General features: G+C 68.6%; 13 protein-coding genes. 6 read left to right on the forward strand and 7 right to left on the reverse strand.

Translation table 11 applies throughout. The features are described from left to right. Window positions 1–101 precede the first annotated feature (101 nt). Window positions 102–2,114 carry a CehA/McbA family metallohydrolase gene (locus FVE25_RS22825; protein ID WP_157249081.1) on the reverse strand — a complete coding sequence of 671 codons (2,013 nt, stop codon included), beginning with the start codon at window positions 2,112–2,114 and terminating at the stop codon, window positions 102–104. Window positions 2,115–2,252: 138 nt separating this feature from the next. On the opposite strand from FVE25_RS22825, the gene FVE25_RS22830 reads away from it, so the two are divergent. Beyond that, window positions 2,253–2,453, forward strand: a complete 201-nt coding sequence (locus tag FVE25_RS22830) for a hypothetical protein (RefSeq protein ID WP_157249082.1) — start codon at window positions 2,253–2,255, stop codon at window positions 2,451–2,453. 211 nt (window positions 2,454–2,664) lie between these two features. Here the strand turns inward: FVE25_RS22830 and FVE25_RS22835 are convergent, their stop codons facing one another. Then, window positions 2,665–3,867: an ROK family protein gene (locus FVE25_RS22835; protein ID WP_157249083.1), complete on the reverse strand. Its 1,203-nt coding sequence runs from the start codon at window positions 3,865–3,867 to the stop codon at window positions 2,665–2,667. Between the two features lie 59 nt (window positions 3,868–3,926). Between FVE25_RS22835 and nagA the strand changes: the two genes are divergently transcribed. Continuing rightward, entirely contained in the window at window positions 3,927–5,162 is a 1,236-nt protein-coding gene (nagA, locus tag FVE25_RS22840) for an N-acetylglucosamine-6-phosphate deacetylase (protein WP_246267316.1), read from the forward strand. A gap of 218 nt (window positions 5,163–5,380) precedes the next feature. On the opposite strand, the gene FVE25_RS22845 is transcribed toward nagA, so the two are convergent. Then, complete coding sequence (locus FVE25_RS22845; RefSeq protein WP_157249084.1) at window positions 5,381–6,151, reverse strand: SGNH/GDSL hydrolase family protein; 771 nt, start codon at window positions 6,149–6,151, stop codon at window positions 5,381–5,383. A 72-nt stretch (window positions 6,152–6,223) separates the two neighbouring features. On the opposite strand from FVE25_RS22845, the gene FVE25_RS22850 reads away from it, so the two are divergent. After that, a complete protein-coding gene (locus FVE25_RS22850; protein ID WP_246267318.1) occupies window positions 6,224–6,697 on the forward strand; it encodes a MarR family winged helix-turn-helix transcriptional regulator in 474 nt (157 codons plus the stop codon). A gap of 144 nt (window positions 6,698–6,841) precedes the next feature. On the opposite strand, the gene FVE25_RS53925 is transcribed toward FVE25_RS22850, so the two are convergent. From FVE25_RS53925 to FVE25_RS22865, 4 genes are all read right to left on the reverse strand, one after another. After that, a complete protein-coding gene (locus FVE25_RS53925; protein WP_181019681.1) occupies window positions 6,842–7,015 on the reverse strand; it encodes a hypothetical protein in 174 nt (57 codons plus the stop codon). 83 nt (window positions 7,016–7,098) lie between these two features. Continuing rightward, window positions 7,099–7,620: a YbhB/YbcL family Raf kinase inhibitor-like protein gene (locus tag FVE25_RS22855; protein ID WP_157249086.1), complete on the reverse strand. Its 522-nt coding sequence runs from the start codon at window positions 7,618–7,620 to the stop codon at window positions 7,099–7,101. A gap of 49 nt (window positions 7,621–7,669) precedes the next feature. Then, window positions 7,670–8,539, reverse strand: a complete 870-nt coding sequence (locus FVE25_RS22860) for an ABC transporter ATP-binding protein (RefSeq protein WP_246267320.1) — start codon at window positions 8,537–8,539, stop codon at window positions 7,670–7,672. Next, window positions 8,532–9,449: an ABC transporter permease gene (locus tag FVE25_RS22865; protein ID WP_157249087.1), complete on the reverse strand. Its 918-nt coding sequence runs from the start codon at window positions 9,447–9,449 to the stop codon at window positions 8,532–8,534. The genes FVE25_RS22860 and FVE25_RS22865 overlap by 8 nt, the downstream gene beginning before the upstream one ends. Before the next feature lie 604 nt (window positions 9,450–10,053). On the opposite strand from FVE25_RS22865, the gene FVE25_RS22870 reads away from it, so the two are divergent. The 3 genes from FVE25_RS22870 (at window position 10,054) to FVE25_RS22880 (ending at window position 13,573) form a co-directional block, all read left to right on the forward strand. Then, complete coding sequence (locus FVE25_RS22870; protein ID WP_157249088.1) at window positions 10,054–11,562, forward strand: peptide ABC transporter substrate-binding protein; 1,509 nt, start codon at window positions 10,054–10,056, stop codon at window positions 11,560–11,562. Between the two features lie 123 nt (window positions 11,563–11,685). After that, window positions 11,686–12,630, forward strand: a complete 945-nt coding sequence (locus tag FVE25_RS22875; protein WP_157249089.1) for an ABC transporter permease — start codon at window positions 11,686–11,688, stop codon at window positions 12,628–12,630. Next, window positions 12,623–13,573: an ABC transporter permease gene (locus tag FVE25_RS22880; RefSeq protein ID WP_157249090.1), complete on the forward strand. Its 951-nt coding sequence runs from the start codon at window positions 12,623–12,625 to the stop codon at window positions 13,571–13,573. Before FVE25_RS22875 ends, FVE25_RS22880 begins: the two co-directional genes overlap by 8 nt. Window positions 13,574–13,581 lie beyond the last annotated feature (8 nt).

The raw sequence follows: 13,581 nt of genomic DNA on the forward strand, positions 1-13,581 counted from the left end.
CCCGGCGGCGACGCCCTTGGGATGTCGCCGGCGGGTTCGTCGCTTTCAGGGGCGATCGCGTTGACGTAGGCGCCGAGCTCCTCGTCCCACGGGGTCCGGGATCAAGACCTCCCTAACCTCGACCTGTAGACCTCCCGGGCCTGCTGGTAGAGCTCCAGGTGCGGGCGCAGCTCCGAGGGATCCTCGAAGCGGCCGAACTCGCCGATCAGCCGCTCCAGCCTGTTCAGCCAGTCCAGGCACCACTTCACATCGGCCTTCCTGGCGACCGGCCGCCCGTCCGCCTCCAGGAGCACCGGGCTGGTGTGCGCGAACACGCCGCCCTGGTGCAGCGACCGCGGATGACGCGGCCCGGTGACCACCGCCACCACGTACGTGGACTCGGTCACCTCCACCTCGGCCACCAGCTCACCCGGCGGCCCCTGCGCCACCACGCCGTCGGCCGTCCGGATCTCCAGCAGCTCCGCCTCGGGCCCGACCGTCCTGACCGCGACCCGGACCCGCTGGCCGGGCCGTACATCCACCCGCTCGCCGGGGCCGCGTCCGTCCACGTCCAGCTCCACCCAGGGGCCGGTGGTGGCAAAGGTACGGCAGCGCCGTACCGCCTCGATGTAGGCCGGAACCGACAGCGGCCCGTCCACGCGCGCGTAGGTGCGACCCCAGCCGAGCGGGCTGGAGGCCGTGCCCCGGCGCGAGATCGACAGCACCGCATCCGTGCCCGCGACCGCGGCCAGCAGGTTGCCCGCCCCGAGCAGCCGCCGGTACACCAGCGAGGTCGCCGCGTTGGAGCTGTTGGTCACCACGTCGAGGGAGTCGATCAGCCCGAGCGCGGCGTCGGCCACGATCTCCCTGGCGGCGCAGTTGCGGCCCGCGTCCAGCACCCCGTCGGGCGGATCCTCCTCACCGATCAGCGTATGGAACGGATGCCCGTATCCGGTGAGCGCGCCCAGCTGGTGAAACTCGCGCAGCATGACCGCGTTGGTGGGAAAGTCGGCGTCCACGAAGCCCGCGTGATACCGGTGCGGCACGCCCTCCAGCCCGAAGCCGGTCACGTGCCCGAGCAGGTCGTTGCGGAACTCGACGCCGAAGCGCGCGATGTGGGTCTCGTCCGACCAGGGCAGGTTCTTGCCCACCCAGTGCTCGAACGCCTCCCTGTCGTAGACCCGCGCCCCCGCCACGTTGCCCGCCACCAGGCTGAGCACGTGCAGGTCCTCGCCGTGCTGGTGCGCCGCGGCCAGGTCGGGCAGCGCGGGCGCGTCGCCCATCCAGTTCAGGTGGACGTGCAGGTCGCCGCCGTACCAGCCGCGGGCCGCGGCGTCGTACAACCGCTCCGGCCGCAGCTTCACCTCGCGTCGCTCGCCCGGCTCGAGGTGGACGGTGACCTCGGCGGTGCCGTACTCCATGCCGCGCGTCACCGCCACGCTCACCTCGCCCGCCGGCACCTCCAGCGTGACCTCGTCCCCGTGGAAGTACGGCCGGCGGTGGAAGTCCACCTTGCGCGGCACGCCCTCGGGCCACCAGCCCTGCCCGTCGCCGCCGGTCACGCTCCACCGGGCCGGGAACCCCGCCCGCACGGTCAGCCAGGCGCGCTCGCCGTGCCGTACCAGCGGGGCGAGGTCGATCGCCCGGCCGCCGGCGCGCACCCGCGCGTCCGAGCTCAGCGGCACCAGCAGCGCGCCGCACGGCTCGATCGTGTACGGCGTGCGGCCGACGATCACCTCGACCGGATCGCCCAGGGAGGAGTCGATGAGCAGCGTCGTCTCGAGCACGCCGCCGGGCAGGACGGTCCGGGGCACGGCGTCCAGCCAGGCGCCCTCGCCGGTGATGCGCAGCGCCGCGAGGTTCTCGAGGACGTCGCCGTCGAGCGCCTCCCTGAGCGCCCTGGCCGGATCGACCGTGGTCCACAACCGGCCCAGCTCGGCCTCGGTGGCGTCCGGGTTCTTCTCTCTCAACTGGCGATAGGCGGGGGTGAGGAAGTCGTGGCCGTTCATGGTGTACGCGCTGACGCCCACGCCCACCGTGTAGGAGATGGGGCCTTCGCCCCATGTCACGCCGTACTGTGCAGCCAGTGCTCTGATCTCGTCGGTGGCATGCGCGACCGACCGCGGCAAGTCCATGGGCGCATCGTGTCACGTGTGCGTGACTCTCCGGAGGGAGCGGTGGTGCAGGTTTCCACCGCGGGGTGACAGTTGTCATCCGTAGACGGTGATCGGTGGGACTGGGGCGGCATCCTTGCACTCTGCGAGGGTTGAGCCATGAACACGAACACCAAGCTGAACCCCACGATCCTCTTCCCCGTCTTCCTGACCGTCGGCATCGCGCTCGGCCTGGTGATCGACCACCTCTCCGTCGGCATCGGCATCGGCATGCTGCTGTACGCGCCGATCGGCGGCGCCGCCCTCGCGGCCGCCAGGAAGCGCTCCGCGGTAGAGCCTGCCGCACCGGAAAGAGGCTAGTCAGCGGCATGGGAGCCAGGTCAGCGCGACCCTATCGTCGTTCGTGGAATCAGTTGCCCACGTGATGAGGTAGGCCGTCCAGAACGCCCGATCCATCGCCCAGACGGCCGCGTTCCTCACCTTCGACCTCGGCGACAAGAAGTGGGGACCCGCCGCCCAGCTCTTCCGCGACCAGGTGATGGCCAGAACACCGCCTGAAGGGAGACCTCCTTCATGACGGGCCGGTGCGCAGTGCGGTACGCGGTTGCCTCAGCAGCGGGGCGAAGGCTCGTTCGGCCGCGCCCACGAGGGTGGCATGGTGAAGGTCGCCGGTGACGACGTCGATCTGGCCGGCGCGAGCGACGGAGGAGGAGGCCGTCAGCCCATCGCGCACGAAGTCCTCGGCGGCCCGATACAGGTGGGCCAGAAAGCCCATGAGCACCACGCGCTCCGGGGCGAGCGTGTTGACGAGGCTGGTCAATCCGGTCACCAGATGGCCGGCGGTGCGGCGGATCGCGTTCTGTGCGGCGCGGTCGCCGGCCGCGGCGTCATCGAAGATCTCGGTGACGGTGTCTTCACGGCCGGGGTGAGGGCGTCGGCCGGCGGCACGGAGCAGCGCACGCGAGTCGGCGTACATTTCCAGGCAGCCGCGCGCACCGCACGGGCATGGCAGTCCTCCCGGCTCGACGATGATGTGGCCGGCTTCCAAGGCGTGGCCGCCGCCGGTGAGCGGGATGCCCGCGTCGATGAAGCCGCCGCCGACGCCGACGCGCTCGCTGGTCAGGGCCAGCATGCTCGCGGTGCCGCGTCCGGCCCCGTAGCGGAACTCGGCCAGGGCGGCCAGCGTGGCGGCACGCCCGACGGCGACGGGGAGGCCGTGGGGTGACATGCCGGCCAGTCGCTGGGCGAGGGGCACGTCATTCCAGCCCAGATGCAGTGCGGATCTCACGAAGCCATCGGATTCTCTGATGAAGCCGGGCGTGGCCACGCATACCCCGACGCATCGCCGCTCGGTCTGCAGGACCGCATCGGCGATCGCGTCCGCCAGGGCCGGTATGAGGGTGGCGGGGTCCGTCGCGGAGCCGTCCAGAACGTGCTGGCGAACGTGGATGATCCTGCGATCCAGGCCCGCGAGGCTGACCGTTACGCGGTCCGCGCTCAATTGGACGGCGACGGCCACGGGCCCGTCGGGATGCACCTCGACGACGGGGGACGGCCTGCCGCGTCCGGCCGGGGCGCCGTGCGGGTCGCCGATGCGGACCAGATCCAGCGCTGTCAGGTCCGCCAAGGCGGTGCCGACCGCGCTCGCGGCCAGGCCGAGTTCGGCCGTGACCGCCGCGCGGGTCAGCGGGCCGCGCCGATGCAGCAGCGTGAGGACGCGTCCCGCCGCCGTCCTGCCGTCGTCACCGGCATCCGGCACACCGATCGCAACCAAGGGTCCTCGTCTCCGTGCTAGATTATTTTCTCATTGAGAAAATAATACATGCTGATCACTTGGGCGACGCACCCGCCCAGAAGGGGAGCCTGATGGTCATGATCCTCGCCAACGCCCGAGTAGTGACCCCCGAGCGGCTGCTGGATCCCGGCTGGGTCGCTCTGGACGGTCACCGGATCCTGGCTGCGGGAGAAGGGGAGCCGCCCCGGTCGGCCGACGCCGAGGTTCATGACCTCGGATCGGACTACGTGCTGCCCGGGTTCGTGGATCTGCACATGCACGGCGGCGACGGCGCTCAGGTCACCACGCAGGATCCACAGGAGATCCTGCGCGCGATCGCCTTTCACCGCCGTCACGGAACCACCCGGACACTGGCCAGCCTCGTCACCTCACCGGTCGAGGAGATGGCGGCCGCGGCCCGCACGGTGGCCGCCCTCATGCGCTCACCCGACCCGCTGCACCGCTCGATCGCCGGAATTCACCTCGAAGGGCCGTTCCTCAACCCGAACCACCGGGGCGCCCATCACAACGACTACGTCCTCGCTCCGGACGTCAACGCGTTGCGGCACCTGCTCGCCAGCGGCGACGGCGCGGTCCGCACCGTCACCCTCGCCCCCGAACTGGACGGCGGGATGGACCTCGTGCGCGAGGTCGTCGCCTCCGGCGCGGTCGTGGCGGTAGGGCACACCGACGCCAGCTACGACGAAGCACACCAGGCGTTCGAGGCCGGCGCCAGCATGGCCACCCACCTGTTCAACGCCATGCGACCGTTCCACCATCGGGAACCGGGCCCGGCCGGCGCCGCCCTCACCCACGACAACGTCACCTGCGAACTCATCAACGACGGTGTCCACCTGCACACCGCAACCACACGCCTCGCGTTCGCCGCCGCCGGCGCCGAACGCATCGCGCTGGTCACCGACGCCACCCCGGCGGCAGGGGTGAACGACGGGCGGTTCAACCTGGGCCCGTTGCCCGTACTCGCCCGCGACGGCAAAGTCACGCTGCTCGACGGGATCACCAACGCGGGCAGCACCCTCACCATGGACCGCGCGCTCCGGCACGCCGTGCACTGCGTCGGAATCCCCATCACCCAAGCCGCCATCGCCGCCGCCACCACGCCGGCGCGCATGCTCGGGCTGGGGGAACAGACCGGGAGCATCAAGCCCGGCAAGGACGCCGACCTCGTCGTCCTGACCGGCGACCTGAGGGTTCGCACGGTCATCGCCTACGGCGCGGTCGTCCACGGAACACTGACGCCGAGCGCAGACCTCGCCCCGGGCGGAGCGGCGTAGCGCCCGGCGGGCGGCGTATCCCCCCTCCGCCGCGCTCCCGATATCCGGATCTGACTGGTCACATCACAACCGCGCGCGCGAGCGTCCGCCGACCCGGGGGATCCCCGGGGCTCTACGGGCCGGTAGTGACGATCCCTAGGGTCCGGGAGCAGGGGGCCGAGATGGCCGCTTCGTGGCCGGACAGGATGCCCTGCCGGGTCCCGGGGGGCGACACCACTTCACGACAGCCTCGCCACGACGGCCTCGGCCAGGGCGCGCTGTCCGGCGGGCGAGAGGTGCAGCCCGTCCTCCTCGTGGACGGGTGTTTCCAGGGCGGCCACCGGCTCGGGCAGCGCGGCCAGCACGCGGCCGATCGCGCTCAGGTCGTCGTTGCTCCAGGCCAGCCTGGCCCGCTGGAAGGGCTGGTAGGCGGCGACCCTGGGTTCGTCGGCCTGCGTGGGGGCCACCCAGAGCCACGCGGCGTCCGGGACCGCCTGGCGCAGCAGGCGCAGGTTGCGTTCGGTCTCGGCCAGGCTGACGCGGGTGGCGCCGGTGCCGCCGACGCGGACGGCGTCGTTGCCGCCCAGCATGCACAGCACCCAGTCGGGCCGCTGGAAGGCGAGGGCGGGCAGCGCGGCCAGCGCCTCGCTGGTGCTCTGCCCGGAGACGGCCAGGTTGACCAGCGTGATGGCGTCACCGGGCCGGCGCAGGTCCAGGAGGTGACGCAGGATCTCGAACCAGGACACCAGGTCGGCCGTGGTGCTCTCCCCGACGGCGACGACCCGCTGCCCGGGCTGGAAGGGCAGCCGGTCCACGGCCGCCGCGAAGGCGGGGCCGGTGAGCAGGTCCTCGGCGATGGAACGCGCGTGCTCGGCGAACTGGCGGCGCATGCCGGCGAATGTCTCGGCGGGCACGCCGAACAGGGGGCCGAGGCGGTGCTCGTCGAGGGGGCCGAGGTAGCCGAGCACCTTCTCGGGGTGCTGGAAACGGATGAGCCTTTCGGTGTGCATGACGCGAACCCTTCTCTATGGTGAATCGTTTATAGCACAGAACTATTCACCTCTCGCGCTATGGTGTCGGTCATGCCGTCCATCCAGCCACGCCCGGCATTCCTGCTGGCCCAGATCGGGGCGCACGCCGCCCGCCGGTTCGCCGAACGCGTGGCCGTGCTGGGGGTGGCCCCTTCGGACATCGGGGTCCTGCGCATGATCCTCACCAACCCCGGCCGCAGCCAGCAGTCCCTCGCGGAGGAACTGGGCGTCGTACCCAGCCGGGTCGTCGCCCTCCTGGACGCCCTGGAGGGCAAAGGACTCGTCGAACGCCGGCGCAACCCTGCTGACCGGCGCAATTACGCGTTGCACCTGACCGAGGAGGGGGCGCGGGTCATGGCCGCCGTCTGGGAGCTTGGCGCGGCTCATGAGGACGAGCTCCTGGCCGCCCTTGACTCCGAGCAGCGGGCGCAGCTCACCACGCTGCTGGAGGCGGTTGCCGTGCACCAGGGGCTAACGGCGGGGGTGCACCCGGGGTATCAGGGGCCGCCGCGAGGCGGGGGGTGACAGGGGCTCTGCGTGTGCTGCTGCCGGGCCGGGCCGGCGTCATCGGGACGGCCGGCCCGGGCGGTTCAGCCGCCTCCTGCCGGGTGGCCACCGCTCCGGTGGGAGCTCAAAGGCTGCCCGAGCGGGGTACTGGAGACACGCGCTTCAGGGAAGGCGGACGGCGGTACGGCGGGCTATCTGGGCCTGGAGGCGGGCCATTTGCCAGTGGAGTTCGATGAGTTGCTCGGCCAGCTGGGCTCTGGGGATCTCGGCAGGGTCCTCGATGGCCAGGTGGTCAATCGCGGTCGACAGCTCTCGCATCGCGCGCCCCCATTCCATCACGTGTCCTCAAGGGATCGAATTAACGTTCGAATCCTATCGGAACCCGTGAGGCCGCGTCAGCGATTTGGGGCCGGTGACACTCAGGTTTCGTACACAGGTGCGATGTAGCCGCGGGCCAGTGTGTTGGCCGTGATGGTGAAGCCCACCACCGCCGCCGGGGAGTCCGGGTCCAGGCCCAGGGAGTCGACGCTCAGGGCGTGCACGGCGAAGAGGTAGCGGTGCGGGTAGCCGGGGGGCGGGGCGGCGCCGCCGTACTCCTTGGTGGCGAAGTCGTTGCGGGCGTGGACGCCGGCCTTCGTGTCGGCGGTTCCGGCGCCCGTGGGGAGTTCGGTGACGTCGGCCGGGATGTCGAACAGCAGCCAGTGCCAGAATCCGCTCCCGGTGGGGGCGTCGGGGTCATAGCAGGTGACGGCGTAGCTACGGGTGCCCTCGGGGGCCCCTGACCAGCGCAGGTGGGGGGAGAGGTTGCCACCGGTCATGCCCCAGTCGTTGAACACCTGGGCCTCGGGCAGGCGCTCACCGTCGCGGACGTCGTTGCTCTCGACGGTGAGGGCGGGGACCTGCGGCAGGAAGTCGTAGGGGATGGGCGGCCGGGCGGACATGGGTTACCTCCGGGTGGACGGGGTCGGTCGATCCCATCTTTATCGGAGATCAGCCCTTGTTGTAGGCCGTCATCACTTCCTTGGGGTCGCCGTCCATCTTGATTTTGCCCTTGTGCAGCCAGATGACCCGGTTGCAGGTTTCCTCGATGACCTTGTGGTCGTGGGAGACGAGGAAGACGGTTCCGGCGGATTCGCGGATCTGCTTGATGCGTTCCTGGCTTTTCTTGCGGAATTCGCGGTCGCCGGTGGCCAGGGCCTCGTCGATGAGGAGCACGTCGTGGGTCTTGGCGCTGGAGATGGCGAAGCGCAGGCGGGCGCCCATGCCCGAGGAATAGGTGGACATCGGCAGCTGGACGAACTCATCGATGCCGGAGAAGTCGACGATTTCTTGGTACTTCTCCTTGACCTCGGCGGGCGTCATGCCCATGGCGTAGCAGCCGAGGACGATGTTGCGTTCGCCGGTCAGCTCGCGCATCAGGGCCGCGTTCACGCCCAGCAGGGACGGCTGGCCGTCGGTGAACACCGCGCCGGAGTGCGGCGGCAGGAGGCCGGCGATGGCGCGCAGCAGCGTCGACTTGCCGGAGCCGTTGCGGCCGACGATGCCGATGGCGTCGCCGTGGTAGGCCACGAAGGAGACGCCCTTGACGGCGTGGACCTCCTTCATCTGGGGACGGCCCTGCCGCTTGAGCATGCGGACCAGCGCCGTGACCGCGTTGCCCTTCTCGTGGTCGGAGGTGGCGCTGAAGACGCGGTAGACGATGTGGAGGTCGTCCACGACCACGGTCGGCGTGCCCGTCGGGGCGTCCACGGGCTTGTGGCCGGTGGGCTCCGGGGTGGGGTGCACCCTGACGTCCTTGCTCGTGGCGACGCCGGGCTCCTCGCCCTTCACCTGTGACAACTCCTCCATCAGCTCAGCCACGCCCGTACCTCTCCTCGGCTCGCCAGAAGTACCAGAAGCCGAAACCGAGTGCGAACACCGCCCAGAATACGCAGCCTGCCATAGCGAACGGAGGCGGGTTGTGGTCTCCGGGCATCAGGATGTCTCGCATGACCTCGATGTAGGAGGCGGCGGGGTTGAGGTACATGACGTTGGCGACCCATTGGGGAAGCTCGGCACCGCCCACGACCTTGTCCTGGATGGAGAAGAAGACGCCCGAGGCGTAGAGCCAGGTGCGCATGATGAACGGCAGGAGCTGGTTCATGTCGCGCATGTTCGAGCCGACCCTGGCCATCACGAGGCTCGCGCCCACGTTGAAGAGCGACTGCAGGGCCAGCACGACGGGGATGAGCAGCCACAGCAGGGTGGGCGGCTCGCTCCAGACCACGATGAGCAGGAGCACGCCCATGGAGATGGCCAGCTGCTGCAGCTCCTGGATCGTGTACGCCAGGGGCAAGGCGGCACGCGGGAAGTGGAGTGCCCGGATGAGCGAGAGGTTGCCCGAGATGGACTTGGCTCCCGCGGTCACCGATCGCTGCGTGTAGGTGAAGACGAACATCCCGGTGAGAAGGAAGACCGGGTAGTTCTTGATCCCGTGGGCGCCGCCGAGGATGAGGCCGAACATGACGAAGTAGATCGCGGCGTTGAGCAGCGGCGTCAGGACCTGCCACAGCTGGCCGAGGGCCGAGCTGGAGTACTTCGAGACGTTGCGCGAGGTCGCGTACGTCATCATGAAGTGCCGCCGCTCCCAGAGCTGGCGCAGGTAGACGTGGAACCTCGGCCGTGCGATGGCACGGCGAAGCCCGTATCTCTTGGCGAGCGCGGCCAGCGGCTCCTGTGTGCCTAGGCCGCCCGCCTGGGCGTCCGCGACCGCGGATTCCGGCTGGCTCATGGCATGGACTCTATTGGATTCACGTCGATGGGGTGCCTGTCACGGCAGTTCGCCGCGGTCAGTTGGACGGGATTCACCGCCCGTTGGGTTCCCAAATCAGCTCAGGACAGGACCAACGCGAAGGCCGCCGGGAGATCTCCCCAAGTAGACGGCTTCCCCACACCAGTTGTAGGGGTATTTTTACTCAACTGTTCACGTCCCACCGTGTCGTATTGTGCGCGCTTTGTAATCACTTGCGAGTCTTGAGAGAAATGTCTGTGACGTTGGATAGGCGCACGTGTGACCGAACTGCAACGCGCCAGAGACTCCCTGGTGGCAAGTAGTGAGGGATAGTCGCGATCGACTGGCAGGGCGGAGGCTGGTTTGACCATGTCAGCCAAACCCGGGGGATTACCAGCAACCCCCGTCAGGCTGCTCTGGATCATCGCAGCTCAGCGCTAACGCCCACCTGAGAGGGAGGAAAGTTCTCATAATGCGTGTTACTAAGGGCGCACAGATCGTCGCCGGTACCGCGCTGCTCGCCCTCGCGGTTGCCGCGTGTGGCGGCGGTGCCACTACAGGTGGCAACACTGCAACAGGCGGCGGCAGCGACACGCCGGTCCGTATGGAACTCGGTGAGCCTCAGGAGCTCCTGGTTCCGACGAACACGACCGAGTCCGAGGGCTCCGAGACCCTCGCGGCGCTGTTCGAGCCTCTCGTCAACTACGACGAGAACAAGAAGGCCGTCGAGGCCGCCGCCGCGTCGATCGAGTCGACCGACCAGAAGGTCTGGACGATCAAGCTCAAGCCGGGCTACACCTGGCACAACGGCGAGCCGCTGATCGCGCAGAACTACGTGGACGCCTGGAACTACGCCGCCAACCAGGAGAACGCCCAGTCCGCCGGTTACTTCTTCGCCCGCGTGGACGGCTTCGCCGACCTCAACCCCGGTGAGGGCAAGCCGGTCTCCGCCAAGGGCATGAAGGGCCTGGAGGCCGTCGACGACACGACGCTGAAGGTCACGCTCTCGGCGTCGTTCTCGCAGTTCAAGACCCTGCTCGGGTACACCGCGTTCTACCCGCTGCCCAAGGCCGCCTTCGGCCCCGACGGCAAGGTGACCCAGGAGTACGGCGAGAAGCCGATCGGCCAGGGCCTGTTCAAGATGGACAAGCCCTACAAGAAGGGCACCGACCAGACCATCGAGATGTCGGTGTACGACAAGTACCCCGGCACCAAGCCGAAGGGCTGGACGAAGCTCCAGTTCAAGCTGTACACCAGCGCGGAGACCTCGTTCAACGACCTGCAGGCCGAGAACCTGGACATCCACGACTCCCTGCCGCCGTCGGCGATCGCCACCGCCAAGACCGCCCTGGGCGAGCGCTACCAGGACCAGCCTGACGCGGGTATCGGCTACATCGGCGTCCCGCTGAAGTACAACCCCGAGTACAAGAACCCGGACGTGCGCAAGGCCATCTCGATGGCCATCGACCGGAAGACGATCGCCGAGACGGTCTTCTCCGGCACCCGCGCCCCTGCTGACGACTTCATCAACCCGGCCATCGACGGTTACCGCCAGGGCGCCTGCGCGGCCTGCGCCTACAACCCGGCCGAGGCCAAGAAGCTCTACGAGTCCGCCGGCGGGCCGAAGAAGATCGAGCTCGGTTACAACGCCGACGGTGGCCACAAGGAGTGGATCGAGGCCGTCGCCAACAACCTCCGCGCCAACCTCGGCGTCGAGGTGACGCCGCGGCCCTTCGAGAAGTTCCAGGCCATCCTGGACGAGCTGGACGCGAAGAAGTACACGGGTCTGTTCCGCATGGGCTGGGCGATCGACTACCCGTCCGCGGAGAACTACCTGACCCCGATCTTCAGCACCGGCGCCGCCGTGACCGGCTCGAACTACGGCGGCTACGCCAGCAAGGAGTTCGACGACCTGCTCGCCAAGGGTGACCAGGCGCCGACCGTCGAAGAGGGCCTGAAGTTCTACCAGCAGGCCGACGACATCCTGAACAAGGAACTGCCGTACATCCCGGTGTACTTCTACCGGAACAACTCCGGCTACTCCACCAAGGTCAAGAACATCAAGATCAACCTGCTCAACCAGGTCGAGTGGTCCGAGGTCGAGAAGGCCTGACGAAGTTCCCAGGGCGGACGCTCGGCCGTCCGCCCTTATGAGGGCCAGCCACGGAGGCAGTCACTTGGGCCGGTGAACCCAACCCCCAGGTGATTGCCTTCTTGGCATGTACGGGAGGCTTAAATGGGCCGTTACATCATCAGGCGCCTTATACAGGCGATACCTGTCCTCTTGGGGGCCACCCTTCTCATCTTCGCCATCGTCTTCGCGTTGCCCGGCGACCCCATCGCAGCACTGGCCGGTGAGAAGAAGCAGGACCCCGACGTCGTCGCGATCCTTCGCGAGCGATACCACCTGAATGACCCGCTGCTGCTCCAATACTGGTACTACATCAGCGGCGTCCTGTTCCGCGGTGACTTCGGTGTCACGTTCGCCGATGTTCCCGTGTCCCAGCTCATGGCGGGCAAGTTCCAGGTGACGCTGAACCTGGCGCTGACCGCGCTGATCTTCGAGGCCGTCATCGGCGTCGGGCTCGGCCTGTGGGCGGCGCTGCGCCGCGGCAGGGCGGCCGACACCATGATCCTGGCCTCGACCCTGCTCCTGATCTCGGTTCCGACTCTGGTCACCGGTTTCGTGCTGCAACTGGTGCTCGGTGTGAGACTGAAGCAGTGGACCGGCGTCGACATCTTCCCCATCGCGGGCATCACCAGCGGCTTCCGCAGTTATCTGCTGCCGGGCTTCGTGCTGGCGGGCACCTCGATCGCCTACCTCACCCGCCTGACGCGGACGAGCCTGGTGGAGACGCTGCGCGCCGACTACATCCGAACAGCCACCGCCAAGGGCCTGTCCCGAAGACGGGTGGTCGGACGGCACGGCCTCCGCAACGCGCTGATCCCGCTCGTCACCTATCTGGGCGCCGACCTCGGCAACCTGATGGGCGGCGCGGTGATCACCGAGACGATCTTCAACCTCCCGGGTATCGGCAACCAGCTCTTCCAATCCGTTTACCTGCGAGAACAGCCGGTCGTCGTAGGCATCGTCACCATCCTGGTGCTGATCTACATCGTCGCCAACCTGGTCGTTGACCTGATGTACGCAGTGCTCGACCCGAGGATCCGCTATGAGTGACATCCAGCAGCCGGCGCCGCCCCTCCCGCCCAACACGGTCGGGACCCCGCCGCCCGGGACGCCGGCGAAGAAAGAGGGCAAGCCGGCCAGCCTGTGGACCGACGCCTGGCACGACCTGCGCCGTCGTCCGATCTTCATCATCTCGCTGATCCTCATCGCGGTCCTGGTCGTCATGGCGCTGTGGCCCTCGCTCTTCTCGGCCATCGACCCGAACGACCCGCGGACGTGTGAGCTGGCGACGGCCCGTCAGGGACCCACCCCCGGCCACATCTTCGGCCGCGACAACCTGGGCTGCGACACCTACGCGCGCTCGATCTACGGCGCCAAGAACTCACTGCTCATCGGGATCTCGACCACGGTGATCACGATGCTCATCGGCGGGATCTTCGGCATGATCGCCGGCTACTTCGGCGGCGCCACCGACACGATCTCCTCGCGCATCACCGAGATCTTCTTCGCCATCCCCAGCATCCTGGGCGCCCTGCTGATCGCGGCCACCTTCCGCGGCGGCCCGTTGAGCAGCATCACCCTGGTCATCATCGCGCTGACCGTCCTGGGCTGGCCGATGACCTTCCGGATCATGAGAGCCGCGGTCATCACGGCCAAGAACCAGGACTTCGTGATCGCGGCCAAGGCACTGGGCGCCGGGCACATCAGGATCATGTCCCGCCACCTGCTGCCGAACGCGCTCGCGCCGGTCATCGTCATCGCGACGATCAACCTCGGCGGGTTCATCGCGGCCGAGGCGGCGCTGTCGTTCCTCGGTGTCGGCGTGACCTCGCCGGACATCTCGTGGGGTCTGATGATCTCCGATGCGCGCAACAGGTTCCTGGACGCACCGCTGCCGCTGATCTTCCCGGCCGTGTTCCTGAGCATCACGGTGCTCGCGTTCATCATGCTGGGCGACGCCGTACGCGACGCGCTCGACCCGAAGCTCAGGTAAGGGGGACC

This window comes from Nonomuraea typhae (assembly GCF_009760925.1).
GTDB classification, from domain to species: Bacteria; Actinomycetota; Actinomycetes; order Streptosporangiales; family Streptosporangiaceae; genus Nonomuraea; species Nonomuraea typhae.

Excerpts from the sequence above, each read along its gene's own strand:
- FVE25_RS22825 (WP_157249081.1), bottom strand. The coding sequence starts at position 2,114 with ATGGACTTGCCGCGGTCGGTCGCGCATGCCACCGACGAGATCAGAGCA.
- FVE25_RS22830 (WP_157249082.1), top strand. The coding sequence starts at position 2,253 with ATGAACACGAACACCAAGCTGAACCCCACGATCCTCTTCCCCGTCTTC.
- FVE25_RS22845 (WP_157249084.1), bottom strand. The coding sequence starts at position 6,151 with ATGCACACCGAAAGGCTCATCCGTTTCCAGCACCCCGAGAAGGTGCTC.
- FVE25_RS22850 (WP_246267318.1), top strand. The coding sequence starts at position 6,224 with ATGCCGTCCATCCAGCCACGCCCGGCATTCCTGCTGGCCCAGATCGGG.
- FVE25_RS53925 (WP_181019681.1), bottom strand. The coding sequence starts at position 7,015 with ATGGAATGGGGGCGCGCGATGCGAGAGCTGTCGACCGCGATTGACCAC.
- FVE25_RS22855 (WP_157249086.1), bottom strand. The coding sequence starts at position 7,620 with ATGTCCGCCCGGCCGCCCATCCCCTACGACTTCCTGCCGCAGGTCCCC.
- FVE25_RS22865 (WP_157249087.1), bottom strand. The coding sequence starts at position 9,449 with ATGAGCCAGCCGGAATCCGCGGTCGCGGACGCCCAGGCGGGCGGCCTA.
- FVE25_RS22870 (WP_157249088.1), top strand. The coding sequence starts at position 10,054 with ATGGAACTCGGTGAGCCTCAGGAGCTCCTGGTTCCGACGAACACGACC.
- FVE25_RS22875 (WP_157249089.1), top strand. The coding sequence starts at position 11,686 with ATGGGCCGTTACATCATCAGGCGCCTTATACAGGCGATACCTGTCCTC.
- FVE25_RS22880 (WP_157249090.1), top strand. The coding sequence starts at position 12,623 with ATGAGTGACATCCAGCAGCCGGCGCCGCCCCTCCCGCCCAACACGGTC.